Raw genomic sequence first — 13310 nt, 5'->3', positions numbered from 1 at the left:
GAGTCCCGCATGCCTACGCACAAGCTTCAGCCCCAAGGCGATTTCCCTCATGCCGGACTGATCCGCCGCCTCGCGGCGATGTTCTATGACTTCCTGCTGTGCATCGCTATCGCCATGGTCGTTACCCTGATCTATCAACAGGGCATCCTGCGCTCTATCTTTGGCGGTGATGCGCTGATGGAGATGTCGAGGACAGGTGCGCTGGACCGTGACCCACTGCTCGCCACGCTGGTGCTGCTCAGCCTGTTCGGCTTCTTCGCCAAGTTCTGGACCCACAATGGCCAGACGCTTGGCATGCAGGTCTGGGGCCTGCGCGTACAGAACGCCGATGGTTCGGCCATCAGCCTGTGGCAGGCGCTGCTGCGCTTCGTTGTTGCCATCGCCTCCTGGCTGGTCGCCGGCCTGGGCTTCTGGTGGATGTTGTGGGACGAGAACAAAGACACCTGGCACGACAAGTACTCGGAAAGCCGGATCGTGCGTCTGCCAAAGGATATCCACAAACAAGGTAAATGATCGGCGCAGGCCGTGGCCAGTAACACCAGGAATAGCGCCGAGACAAATAGGCCTTTGCATAAAATGCAAATCTTTCGCATTATTGCGCGGTTTTATCGTGCGTCAGCGGCCATTTCCAGGCCGGCGTGGTTGCGTCGGAGTATGGAACACTTCATTCCCTCAGGCCCTGACACCCCAGGCATAACGACCCAAGAAGCAGCAAAGGAACCCGCCATGACCCGTATGCCCCTGGCTACCGCCAGCCTATTGGCTATCGCCATTTCCCTCGCCGGTTGCGGTGACGACAAGAAGGAAGCTGCGGCGCCACAAGCCGCTGCCCCGGCAGCTTCGACCAGCGCCCCAGCCGCCACTCCCGCAAGCGACGTAAAAGTCGATGAAGCCACCGCCAAGGCCGTGGTGAACAACTATGCCGAAATCGCTTTCTCGGCCTACAGCGACGCCCTGAGCACCGCCAAGACTCTACAAGGCGCCGTCGATGCCTTCCTTGCCAACCCGAACGACGAAACCCTGAAGGCCGCCCGCCAGGCCTGGTTCGCCGCTCGCGTTCCGTACATGCAGACCGAAGCCTTCCGCTTCGGCAACACCTTCATCGACGACTGGGAAGGCCAGGTCAACGCCTGGCCGCTGGACGAAGGCCTGATCGACTACGTCGACAAGGACTACCAGCACGCCCTGGGCAACCCGGCCGCCAGCGCCAACATCATCGCCAACGAAGAAATCCAGGTCGGCGAAGAGAAGATCGACGTCAAGGAAATCACCGGCGAGAAACTGGCCGAACTGAACGAAGTGGCCGGCTCCGAAGCCAACGTCGCCACCGGCTACCACGCCATCGAATTCCTCCTCTGGGGCCAGGACCTCAACGGCACCGGCCCAGGCGCCGGCAACCGTCCGGCCAGCGACTACCTGACCGGCGAAGGCGCCACCGGAGGCCATAACGACCGCCGCCGCACCTACCTCAAGGTCGTCACCGACCTGCTGGTCAGCGACCTGGAAGTAATGGTCAACGACTGGAAACCGAATACGCCGGACAACGAGCGCGCCAAACTGGAGGCCGAACCTGTCGCCAACAGCCTGCGCAAGATGCTGTTCGGCATGGGCAGCCTGTCCCTCGGCGAACTGGCCGGCGAGCGCATGAAGGTCGCGCTGGAAGCCAACTCCACTGAAGACGAGCACGATTGCTTCAGCGACAACACCCATAACTCCAACTTCTACAATGGCCTGGGCATCCGCAACATCTACCTGGGCGAGTACAAGCGTGTAGACGGCACCACCGTCAGCGGTCCGAGCCTGTCGTCGCTGGTCGCCAAGGGCGATGCCGAAGCGGACAAGACCCTGAAGGCCGATCTGGACGCCACCCAGGCCAAGCTGCAGGTGATGGTCGACAAGGCCGAGAAAGAAAACGTCCACTTCGACCAGTTGATCGCCGCCGACAACGCCGCTGGTCAACAACTGGTGCGTGATGCCATCGCCGCCCTGGTCACCCAGACCGGTGCCATCGAGAAGGCCGCCGGGGTACTGGGCATCAACGACCTCAGCCCGGACAACGCCGATCACGAGTTCTGATATCCCGGAACTCCAACGGACGGGGCGCCCACAAGGCGCCCCGTTTTTTTATCTGGCATGCATCCCGTGAAACACAATCAGGCAATATGCCGCGCCTCGCAAATGCCAATACCTCTTATTCGAAAGCCGCTGGCCTGATAAAATCGCCGGCTCGTTTTTCAGGTCGCCGCTCGATGTCTCTACCGTTCCGCCTCTGCGTATTCGCGCTGGCCATCGGCCTGGCGGCTTGTGACAGCGAGCCACCACCAGCCGAACCTGGCGAAGCCCTGTCAGGCGGCTCAGCTTCGAGTACGCGCACGGACCGTGGCGCGTTCTCCATGCCGTCGGCCAACCTGCCTGCGGCGCGGCGCCTGGACTTCAGTGTCGGCAACAGTTTTTTCCGCAACCCCTGGGTGATCGCCCCGACCACCACCACGGCGCGCGATGGTCTGGGCCCGCTGTTCAACACCAACGCCTGCATCAACTGCCATGTGCGTGACGGCCGCGGTCATCCTCCCGAGCCCGACGACAGCAACGCCGTATCGATGCTGGTGCGCCTGTCGATCCCATCCGACGGCTCGCCGCAACACCTGCGCCTGCTGCAGACCCTTGGTGTAGTGCCTGAGCCCACTTATGGCGGCCAATTCCAGGACATGGCGATTCCGGGCGTGACTCCCGAGGGCAAGGTGCGGGTGAGCTACGAGAGTGTGCCGGTACGGCTGGCCGATGGCACCACGGTGGAACTGCGCAAACCCAACCTGCAGATCAGCCAGCTCGGCTACGGCGAGATGCACCCACAGACGATGCTCTCCACCCGCATCGCCCCGCCGATGATCGGCCTGGGCCTGCTCGAAGCCATTCCAGAGGCGGCGATCCTGGCCAATGCCGACCCGGACGATCGCAACGGCGACGGCATCCGTGGCCGCGCCAATAGGGTCTGGGACGCCAGCCAGGGCAAGCAGGCGCTTGGCCGCTTTGGCTGGAAAGCCGGCCAGCCCAGCGTCAATCAACAGAATGCCCATGCCTTCGCCAACGACATGGGCCTGACCAGCACCTTGCTGCCTCACGATGACTGCACGGCCAGCCAGGTCGACTGCCTCGATGCCGTGAACGGCGGCGAGCCCGAGGTCAGCGATAACATCATGCGCCTGGTGCTGTTCTATACCCGCAACCTGGCCCCGCCGATGCGCCGCCAGGTCGATGACCTACAGGTCCGCCAGGGCAAGCAGTTGTTCCTCCAGGCCGGTTGCCAGGGCTGCCACGTGCCCAGCTTCACCACCGCAGCCGACGCTGCGGAACCTGAATTGGCCAACCAGCGGATCCGTCCTTACAGTGACCTGCTACTGCATGACATGGGCGACGGCTTGGCCGATAATCGGCCGGAGTTTCTGGCCAGCGGGCGCGACTGGCGCACACCGCCACTCTGGGGCATCGGCCTCACCGAACGAGTCACCGGACACACCCAGTTCCTCCACGACGGCCGCGCCCGCAACCTGCTCGAGGCCATTCTCTGGCACGGCGGAGAGGCCGAGCGAGCCAGGCAACGGGTCATCGATTACGACGCCGGGCAGCGTACCGCGCTGCTGGCCTTTCTGAATTCACTCTAGGGAGCCCCCGCATGTTCCGACCAAAACTGCTCTTGACCAGCCTCGCCATTGCCCTCGGCGCCTGCGCCCCGCAGGACCCGCAGGCCGTCACCAGCGCCGCCATCGCCAAGCAGGTGATCCTGCCGACCTACAGTCGCTGGGTCAAAGCCGACAAGCAACTCGCCGCCAGCGCCCTCGCCTATTGCTCCGGCAAGGAAGACCTGGCCAAGGCCCGCGCCGACTTCCACGTCGCGCAGAAAGCCTGGGCCGAGTTGCAGCCGCTGATGGTCGGGCCGATCGCCGAAGGCAACCGCGCCTGGCAGGTGCAGTTCTGGCCGGACAAGAAGGATCTGGTCGGGCGCCAGGTCCAGCAACTGGTCAAGTCCAAGCCGGATATCGACGCCGAGGGCCTGGCCAAGTCCAGCGTGGTGGTCCAGGGCCTGTCGGCCTATGAGTACATCCTGTTCGACAGCAAGGTCGACCTGGCCAACGCCGAGGAAAAAGCCCGCTATTGCCCACTGCTCGAAGCCATCGCCCAGCACCAGCAGAAGCTCGCCGAGGAAATCCTCGCCAACTGGAACAACAAGGACGGCATGCTCGACCAACTCAGCGCCTTCCCCAACGCCCGCTATGCCGACTCCCACGAGGCCATCTCCGACCTGCTGCGCGTACAGGTCACCGCACTCGACACCCTGAAGAAGAAACTCGGCGCACCGATTGGCCGCCAGAGCAAGGGCACGCCGCAGCCATTCCAGGCCGACAGCTGGCGCAGCGATGCATCGCTGAGCAACATCGGCGCCAGCCTGGCCAGCTCGGAAAACATCTGGAACGGTGTCGACCAGAAAGGCCTGCGCGCCCTGCTCGGCAGCGGCGACAAGGAACTGGCCCAACGCATCGACGCCGCCTATGCCGATGCCCGTAGGCAATACGAAGCGCTCAAGCCGCCGCTCAGCGACCTGCTGAAAACACCTGAAGGCCTCAAGCAACTGAATGCCTTCTATGACAGCCTCGACGTGGTCCATCGCCTGCATCAGCTCGACCTGGCGCGCGTGCTCAACGTCCAGCTCGGCTTCAACGCCAACGACGGTGACTGACATGCTTCGCCAACTGCTGCGCGGTGTGGCCTCCCTCGGCGGCTGGACCTTCAGCCGCAAGGGCTCCGTCCCCTTGCTGCTGTCGGCCCGCGATGACCATGATGGCGGCCACTACGCCGTCGCCTACCGACTCGACGGCAGCCAGGTGTTCGCCACCCGCGTCGCCCTGCGCTGCCACGCGATCATCGAGCACCCCGTGGAAGACGTGGCGCTGTTCGTCGCCCGTCGTCCCGGTACCGAAAGCTACTTGATCGACCTGCGCGACGGCGCCCTGCTGCAGACCATTCGTTCGCTGCCCAACCGCCACTTCTATGGGCACGGGGTGTTCCACAAAAGCGGCGAATGGCTCTACACCACTGACAATGACACCAGCGATCCTGGCCGTGGCCTGCTCAGCGTCTACCGCTACGAGAATCGCCAACTGGTCCATAGCGGCGAATTGTCGACCCACGGCCTTGGCCCCCACGAAGTGGCCTGGATGCCGGACGGCGAAACCTTCGTGGTGGCCAACGGCGGCATCCGTACCGAGGCGGAAAGTCGCGTGGAAATGAACCTCCACGCCATGGAGCCGAGCCTGGTGCTGATGCGTCGCGACGGAAGCCTGATCTCCAAGGAAACCCTGGCCCAGCAGATGAACAGCGTGCGTCACCTGGCCGTGGCCCGCGATGGCACCATTCTCGCCGCCCAGCAATACATGGGTGACTCGGCCGACCGTTCGGAGTTGCTGGCAATCAAGCGTCCAGGCGACGCGTTCCAAGCATTCCCGGTGGCCGACCGGCAGAGCCTGGCGATGACGCACTACACCGCCAGCGTCGCGGTGCATGACGACCTGCGCCTGGTGGCGCTGACGGCACCGCGTGGCAACCGGTTCTTCATCTGGAACCTGGATACTACCGAGCTGCGGCTCGATGCCCCGCTGGCCGATTGCGCCGGCGTAGGCGCGGTGAAGGACGGTTTCGTCGTCACCTCCGGCCAGGGCCGCTGCCGCCTGTATGACTGCCGCTCGCAGGAAATCGCGGCCCAGCCCCTGGAACTACCGGCAGGACTCTGGGACAACCATCTTCATCTCACCTGAGATAGAGCCTTATCGTTCTGTCACCAGCCGCTCCTGTGGCTGGCGGCAGAGCTTAGGTTGCGCTTTCCTTCCCGCCCTCCATCAACGCCTGCTCTGCATTCCAACCAGGAACAGCAGCAAGTCGGAGTCCGGCCGTACTAGCGTCAGCGACTTACCGCGAAGTAGCTGAGGCTGCGCACAATACTGCGTATCGAGAATCTGCGGGCTCGGCACATGCCAGGCGACCGCTGCCAGGGTGGTCACGCCAAGGGCACAGGCAAGAAACAGGCACCGAGCGATTATCAGCTTCGTCATCAGTGAGTTATCCAGCGCGGAGAATGAAAATAGACAAGACGTGCGCGAAGACCCGCTCTGTCGCCAGCATCATTCACTGAGGATCGCATCCGCGGCCTGCTCTTCGCGCAGTTCCATGCGCACCTCGAAGCGACAACCTCGCGGCTGCGCATCATCCAGGGTCACCAGCCAGCCCTGGCTCTTGCAGATCCTGTCGACCAGAGAGAGGCCAAGCCCCAGGCCTTCTCCACGCGCCGCGCCGCCACGCACGAACGGCTGGAACACTGCCTCACGCTCGGCTTCGGGGATCCCCACGCCACTGTCTTCGACGACGAACGCATCTTCCAGCAGGCGCAGGGTGATATGCCCCGACTCGGTGTAATGCAGCGCGTTGCGTAGCAGGTTGTTCATCACTGAACTCAGCAGCGGCGCGTTGTGACGACGACCGCCAGCAAGCTCCGGCTGGTAATTGAACTGCAGGCCCTTGGCGACGATGGCCTGGCGCCAATGCTCCACGACATCGTTGGCGATACTCGCCACATCGCCCAGCGGCGCCATGCCCGGCTCGTTCTGGCGCGCCCTGGCGAGAAGCAGGAATATCTGCACCAGGGCGCGCATCTCTTCGGTTGCCCGGTGGATGCGTTCGACCTGGCCACGGGCCCGCTCGTCCAAGTTAGGAATGACCTGCAACAGCTCGCATGAGCTGGCCAACACCATCAACGGCGTGCGCAGCTCATGACTGACGTCGCTGGTGAACAGGCGCTCACGCATCAGGGCCAGGCGCAGCTCGCTCAGCGTGCTGTCGAAGGCCGCCGCCAGTTCCCCGACCTCGTCCTGGGCATAATCCGGTGCCATTGCCGGCGCCTGCTCGATCAGTAGCTGGTCACGATGCCGTACCTGGCGGGCCAGGCGGCCGACCGGCTCGATCACCTTGCGCGCCAGCAGCCAGCCCAGCAGCCCTGACAGGGCGACACTGATCAGGAAGCCCGTCAGTACCACGGCGAACAGCAACTGCTCGCGGTCTTCGAACTCGGTCTGATCCTGCAACAGCGCATAACGGCGCCCGTCGACGATCTCGACGAAAGCGTGGTACGAATGCTCGCCGCGAAACACCTCATGAAACCCACGGGGCAAATGCTCCAGGTCGCTCGGATAAGCGAAATCTCCTGGCCCGCCGCTGAAGTAGAACAATTGGCCAGGCACCGGATGATGCCGCCAGTCCTCTCGCGTGCCCATGCGCAACAGGCGGCCCAGATCACCGCCCAGCCCGGTGGAGATCAGGCGCTCCTCGACCAGGTGGGTAGTCTCGACGATACCAACGGCGAAGGTCCCGCCCACCAACACCGTCATCAGTACGAAGGCGATGACGATACGCCGGGAAAGGCTCTGCTTAAACTCCATCGCGCTGCTCCGCCAGGCGATAGCCGACGCCATGGACGGTATGCAGCAACGGGGTGGTGAATGGCTTGTCGATCACTTGGCGCAACTGGTGGACATGGCTGCGCAGACTGTCGCTGTCCGGGCAATCATCGCCCCACAATGCTTCTTCGAGCATCTCCCGGCGCACCACGTGCGGGCTTTTCTGCATCAGCAGCGCCAGCAGCTTGAGGCCGACCGGGTTGAGCTTCAGCGGGCGATCGCCACGACTGACCTCCAGGGTATCCAGGTCGTACTCCAGCTCGCCGACCTTGAGCATGCGCCGTCCACCGCCAAGGCTGCGCCGCAGCACCGCCTCGATACGCGCGGCCAGTTCGGACAGGGCGAAGGGCTTGACCAGATAATCGTCGGCCCCCGAGCGGAAGCCTTGCAAGCGATCATCCAACTGGTCGCGGGCGGTGAGCATGATCACCGGGGTGTCGCGCCGGGCATCTTCGCGCAGGCGCTGGCACAGGGTGTAGCCGTCGATACCGGGCAGCATGATGTCCAGTACCAGCAGGTCGTAGTGTTCAGTGGCGGCCAGGTGCAGGCCGGACAAGCCGTCCTGGGCGCAGTCGACGGTGTAGCCCTTGATGCCGAGGTAGTCGGCCATGTTGGCCAGGATGTCGCGGTTGTCCTCGACAATGAGAATGCGCATGGGGTGTTCCTCACAAGAAGGCGATAACGATAACCCGTCCTGCGTGGAACAGCGTTTGCTTTGACGCTTTTTTCACTCGTGATTCACCGCTCGGCGACAGCAGCCGGCAGAAACTCCGCGCACTTCTCCACCGCACGGACTTCCACCATGCCATTGCCTCGCTCCGCCCCGATGCGCTACCTGCTGCTGTTGCTGACCACCTGGCTGGCGATCTTCGTCCTGACCCGTAGTGTGCTGCTGGCCAGCCATTGGCACGACGCAGGCAACCCATTGGCCATCTACGCCATCGGCCTGCTTTATGACCTGGGCTTCCTGGCCTATGCGGCGGCGCCGCTGGGGCTGTACCTGGCGATCTGTCCCGAACGACTCTGGCGGACCCGCACTCATCGAATGCTGCTACGAGGATTGTTCGTGCTCAGCCTGTTCGCCATGCTCTTCACCGCCACAGCCGAGTGGCTGTTCTGGGATGAGTTCGGCGTGCGCTTCAACTTCATCGCCGTCGACTATCTGGTCTATTCCGACGAAGTACTGAACAACCTGCGCGAATCCTACCCACTCGCCACACTGCTCTCAGGGCTGGCCGTCATTGCCCTGGGCGCGACCTATCTCTTGCGCAAGCCATTGGAGCTGACCCTCGACGCGCCGCCCGCCGAGCGCAAGGCGCGCCTCGGCATGGCCATGTCGCTGACCCTGGGCGTTATCGCCAGCCTGCTCCTGCTCGATCAGGACAGCCCGCGCGACCTCGGCGACAATGCCTACCAGCATGAACTGGCCAGCAACGGCCCATACCAGTTCTTCGCCGCCTTCCGTAACAACGAGCTGGACTACAAACAGTTCTACAGCACCCTGCCGGTCGCTACTGTCGCCAAGCAACTGCGCCAGGAAATCGCCGAACCCAATGCCCGCTTCATCGGCAACGATCCACTGGACATCCGTCGACAGGTCGATAACGACGGCACGCCACGTACCCCCAATATCGTGCTGGTCACCATCGAGAGTCTGTCGGCCAAGTACCTCGGCAGCTTCGGTGACCCGCGCGGCCTGACGCCCAACCTCGATGAGCTGCGCAAGCAGAGCCTGTTCTTCAACAACTTCTATGCCACCGGCACTCGCACCGACCGCGGCCTGGAAGCCATCACCCTGTCCGTGCCGCCGACGCCTGGCCGTTCCATCGTCAAGCGCATAGGTCGCGAAAGCGGTTATGCCAGCCTCGGCCAGCAACTCGACGTGTATGGCTACGACAGCGTGTTCGTCTACGGCGGACGCGGTTACTTCGACAACATGAATGCCTTCTTCAGCGGCAATGGCTATCGCGTGGTGGACCAGAGCAGCGTCGACGAGGCCGACATCCACTTCAAGAACGCCTGGGGCATGGCTGACGAAGACCTCTACGCCCAGGCCCTCAGGCTCGCCGACGCGGATCACGCCGCCGGCAAGCCCTTCCTGCTGCAACTGATGACCACCTCGAACCACCGCCCCTATACCTACCCGGACGGCCGCATCGACATCAAATCCGGCGAGGGCCGCGATGGCGCGGTTAAATATACCGACTGGGCCATCGGCCAGTTCCTCGCCCAAGCGCGCAACAAACCCTGGTTCGACGACACCCTCTTCGTCGCCGACCACTGCGCAGGCAGCGCCGGCATGCAAGACCTGCCAGTCGCCAACTACCACATCCCGCTGTTCATCTACGCCCCCAAACTGATCCAGGCCCAGGAAAACGACAGGCTGGCCAGCCAGATCGACATCGCCCCAACCCTGCTGGGCCTGCTGCACATGGACTACCAATCGACCTTCTTCGGCCGCGACCTGCTGCTCGATGACACGCCACCACCACGCGTGCTGATCGGTAACTACCAGCACCTGGGCCTGTTCGATGGGCACAACCTGGCAATCCTCAGCCCTCGCCAGCACATGCGCCGCCATGACGATGCGCTCGGCAATAGCCGCGAATCGCAGAGCGACAGCGACGATCCGCTGCTGGTCCGGGACATCGCCTACTACCAGGCCGCCAGCCACGATTTCAAACAGCATTTGCTGGCCTGGCACGCGCCAGCCGCAGTGCCTGCACACCTGAGCCAGCGCTGAGGAGACGAACATGCCCAGCCCGACACTCGACCGCCGCCTTCTCTATGGCATTCCCCTGGCACTGGCTGCCTTGCTGCTGATCATCGAACCGACGCACCTGGACTTCGCGCTGGCCGATCTGTTCTACGTGCGCGGCCAGGGCTTCATCGGTCGTCGCAACGATTTTCTCGAAGATATCCTGCACGACCGCGCCAAGCAGATGACCATGCTCATCGGCCTGATCGCGCTGGGCGGCTATCTGCTCAGCCTGCTGCCCACTCGGCTGCGCCCGCTGCGTAAACGCCTGGGCTACCTGGTACTGGCCATGACCCTGAGCACAGGGTTCGTCGTGCCGCTGAAAAAAATCACCCGCATGCAATGCCCGTGGAGCCTGGAGCAGTACGGCGGCGTCGAGCACTTCTCGCCACTGCTCGGCCCGCGTGCCGAACCGGTAAAGACCATCGGCAACTGCTGGCCTGGCGGACATGCGTCATCGGGCTTCGCCCTCATCGCCCTGTTCTTTTTCTGGCGTGACAATCACAGCGGCCGCGCCAAGGGAGCACTGGTCGCCGCGCTGGCCCTGGGCTCGCTGTTCTCCGTCGTGCGCATGGCCCAAGGCGCGCACTTTCTTTCGCACAACGTGTGGACCGCGTTGATCTGCTGGCTGGTCTGCCTGGGACTCTACGATCTGCTGCTGTACCGGCCTGCCCGACAGCAGCAATCGGCCCGGGCAGAAGGCTTGGAGAAGAGCCCGCGTTGACGTTTTTTTCACCTTGCATTCACTGACTGCTGACAGGCCTGGGATAAGAATGAACGCATCTCATCTGCAAGGCCTGCCTCATGTCACTCACACGCCGATTGATTTACGGTTTCCCATTGGCTCTGATCGTTCTGGTGCTGGCGGCTGAACCAATCCGCGTCCACTTTCTGATCCCCGATCCACTCTATATCAGGGCTCCAGCGGCAGGACCCAATACGCCCTCGAAAAAGCCCTTCGCCAGCGGCAAGAACTGAACGCCCACGAAAAAGCCCCGCACTAGGCGGGGCTTCTTCTTACAGCTCAGGGGCCCGGGTCGGCTTACATCATGCCGCCCATGCCACCCATGCCGCCCATGTCCGGCATGGCCGGAGCGGCTTTGTCTTCCGGCAGGTCGGCAACGATCGCCTCGGTGGTGATCAGCAGGCCAGCGATGGAAGCAGCGGCTTGCAGCGCGCTACGGGTAACCTTGGCCGGGTCGATGATGCCGAACTCGATCAGGTCGCCGTATTCGCCGGTGGCGGCGTTGTAACCGTAGTTACCGGAACCTTGCTTGACCTTGTCCAGAACCACGGACGCTTCGTCGCCGGCGTTGGCGACGATCTGACGCAGCGGCGCTTCGATGGCACGACGCAGGATGTTGATACCGGCGTCCTGCTCCTGGTTGATGCCTTTCAGGCCGTCCAGAGCGGACTGAGCACGAACCAGGGCAACACCACCGCCAGGTACCACGCCTTCTTCGACAGCAGCGCGGGTAGCATGCAGGGCGTCTTCAACGCGGGCTTTCTTCTCTTTCATCTCGACTTCGGTGGCAGCGCCAACCTTGATCACGGCAACACCGCCAGCCAGCTTGGCCAGACGCTCTTGCAGCTTCTCTTTGTCGTAGTCGGAAGAGGTGTCTTCGACCTGCTTGCGGATCTGCGCCACGCGCGCCTCGATGTCCACTTGCTGGCCAGCGCCGTCGATGATGGTGGTGTTTTCCTTGTTCAGGACCACACGCTTGGCTTGACCCAGGTGCTCCAGGGACGCGCTTTCCAGGCTCAGGCCGACTTCTTCGGAGATGACGGTACCGCCGGTCAGGATGGCGATGTCCTGCAGCATGGCCTTGCGACGATCACCGAAGCCCGGTGCCTTGACGGCAGCGACCTTGACGATGCCACGCATGTTGTTCACGACCAGAGTGGCCAGGGCTTCGCCCTCGACGTCTTCGGCCACGATCAGCAGCGGACGGCCGGCCTTGGCGACGGCTTCCAGGACTGGCAGCAGCTCGCGGATGTTGGAGATCTTCTTGTCGACCAGCAGCAGCAGCGGGCCTTCCAGCTCGGCAACCATGGTGTCCGGCTTGTTGATGAAGTACGGCGACAGGTAGCCACGGTCGAACTGCATGCCTTCTACGACGGACAGTTCGTTTTCCAGGCCCGAGCCTTCTTCGACGGTGATCACGCCTTCTTTACCGACTTTTTCCATGGCTTCGGCAATGATGTTGCCGATGGAGTCGTCGGAGTTGGCGGAGATGGTGCCAACCTGGGCAATCGCCTTGCTGTCGGTGCACGGTACGGACAGACGCTTCAGTTCGGCGACGACGGCCGCGGTGGCCTTGTCGATGCCGCGCTTGAGGTCCATCGGGTTCAGACCGGCAGCGACCGACTTCAGGCCTTCGGTAACGATGGCCTGGGCCAGGACGGTGGCGGTGGTGGTGCCATCACCGGCAGCGTCGTTGGCCTTGGAGGCCACGTCTTTCACCAGTTGGGCGCCGATGTTCTCGATCTTGTCCTTGAGCTCGATTTCCTTGGCGACGGAAACGCCGTCCTTGGTGATCAGCGGCGCGCCGAAGCTGCGCTCCAGGACTACGTTGCGGCCTTTCGGGCCGAGGGTCGCTTTGACGGCGTCAGCCAGAACGTTGACACCAACGAGCAGTTTCTTGCGAGCGGCGTCGCCGAATTTTACGTCTTTAGCAGCCATGTTCTTGTTTCCTCAAATTCTTGACGATTAACGGAGATTCGCGGGAATCAGGCTTCGATGACGGCGAGGATTTCGTTCTCGCCCATCACCAGCAGGTCTTCGCCATCGACCTTGACGGTGTTGCTGCCGGAGTAAGGACCGAACACCACTTTGTCACCGACCTTGACGGCCAGGGCACGGACTTCACCGTTGTCCAGCACGCGACCGGTGCCAACGGCGACGATCTCGCCACGGTTCGGCTTCTCGGCAGCGGAACCCGGCAGCACGATGCCGCCAGCGGTCTTGGTTTCTTCTTCGCTGCGACGGATGACGACGCGGTCATGCAGAGGACGAAGCTTCATTGTCGATCTCTCCTGATAGTTGTTTT

General features: G+C 63.0%; 12 protein-coding genes. 7 read left to right on the top strand and 5 right to left on the bottom strand.

Annotated elements, in window-relative coordinates; genetic code table 11:
- Window positions 1-9: 9 nt before the first annotated feature.
- From ACSZPK_RS21130 to ACSZPK_RS21110, 5 genes are all read left to right on the top strand, one after another.
- Window positions 10-513, top strand: coding sequence for an RDD family protein (locus tag ACSZPK_RS21130; RefSeq protein ID WP_437883518.1), 504 nt, complete (start codon window positions 10-12; stop codon window positions 511-513).
- A gap of 213 nt (window positions 514-726) precedes the next feature.
- Complete coding sequence (locus ACSZPK_RS21125) at window positions 727-2076, top strand: imelysin family protein (RefSeq protein ID WP_437883517.1); 1350 nt, start codon at window positions 727-729, stop codon at window positions 2074-2076.
- A 173-nt stretch (window positions 2077-2249) separates the two neighbouring features.
- Entirely contained in the window at window positions 2250-3662 is a 1413-nt protein-coding gene (locus ACSZPK_RS21120; RefSeq protein ID WP_437883516.1) for a di-heme oxidoredictase family protein, read from the top strand.
- A gap of 11 nt (window positions 3663-3673) precedes the next feature.
- Window positions 3674-4735: an imelysin family protein gene (locus ACSZPK_RS21115; RefSeq protein WP_437883515.1), complete on the top strand. Its 1062-nt coding sequence runs from the start codon at window positions 3674-3676 to the stop codon at window positions 4733-4735.
- A 1-nt stretch (window position 4736) separates the two neighbouring features.
- Window positions 4737-5810 carry a DUF1513 domain-containing protein gene (locus ACSZPK_RS21110; RefSeq protein WP_437883514.1) on the top strand — a complete coding sequence of 358 codons (1074 nt, stop codon included), beginning with the start codon at window positions 4737-4739 and terminating at the stop codon, window positions 5808-5810.
- 81 nt (window positions 5811-5891) lie between these two features.
- On the opposite strand, the gene ACSZPK_RS21105 is transcribed toward ACSZPK_RS21110, so the two are convergent.
- The 3 genes from ACSZPK_RS21105 to ACSZPK_RS21095 form a co-directional block, all read right to left on the bottom strand.
- Window positions 5892-6104 carry a hypothetical protein gene (locus tag ACSZPK_RS21105; RefSeq protein ID WP_437883513.1) on the bottom strand — a complete coding sequence of 71 codons (213 nt, stop codon included), beginning with the start codon at window positions 6102-6104 and terminating at the stop codon, window positions 5892-5894.
- 69 nt (window positions 6105-6173) lie between these two features.
- Window positions 6174-7484 (bottom strand): sensor histidine kinase, encoded by a 1311-nt coding sequence (locus ACSZPK_RS21100; RefSeq protein WP_437883512.1) that lies wholly within the window; start codon window positions 7482-7484, stop codon window positions 6174-6176.
- A complete protein-coding gene (locus ACSZPK_RS21095) occupies window positions 7474-8157 on the bottom strand; it encodes a response regulator transcription factor (RefSeq protein ID WP_437883511.1) in 684 nt (227 codons plus the stop codon). The genes ACSZPK_RS21100 and ACSZPK_RS21095 overlap by 11 nt, the downstream gene beginning before the upstream one ends.
- Window positions 8158-8304: 147 nt before the next feature.
- On the opposite strand from ACSZPK_RS21095, the gene ACSZPK_RS21090 reads away from it, so the two are divergent.
- Window positions 8305-10245, top strand: coding sequence for an LTA synthase family protein (locus ACSZPK_RS21090; protein WP_437883510.1), 1941 nt, complete (start codon window positions 8305-8307; stop codon window positions 10243-10245).
- A gap of 10 nt (window positions 10246-10255) precedes the next feature.
- A complete protein-coding gene (locus ACSZPK_RS21085; protein WP_437883509.1) occupies window positions 10256-10984 on the top strand; it encodes a phosphatase PAP2 family protein in 729 nt (242 codons plus the stop codon).
- A gap of 318 nt (window positions 10985-11302) precedes the next feature.
- On the opposite strand, the gene groL is transcribed toward ACSZPK_RS21085, so the two are convergent.
- A complete protein-coding gene (gene groL, locus ACSZPK_RS21080) occupies window positions 11303-12943 on the bottom strand; it encodes a chaperonin GroEL (RefSeq protein ID WP_437883508.1) in 1641 nt (546 codons plus the stop codon).
- A gap of 47 nt (window positions 12944-12990) precedes the next feature.
- Complete coding sequence (locus ACSZPK_RS21075; protein WP_437883507.1) at window positions 12991-13284, bottom strand: co-chaperone GroES; 294 nt, start codon at window positions 13282-13284, stop codon at window positions 12991-12993.
- Between the last annotated feature and the right edge of the window lie 26 nt (window positions 13285-13310).

Origin of the sequence: Pseudomonas sp. LRF_L74, assembly GCF_965644255.1 — a bacterium.
Classification (GTDB): Bacteria; Pseudomonadota; Gammaproteobacteria; order Pseudomonadales; family Pseudomonadaceae; genus Aquipseudomonas.
The sequence above is the reverse complement of the archived record's forward strand: the minus strand, read 5'-3'. Positions and strand labels throughout refer to the sequence as shown.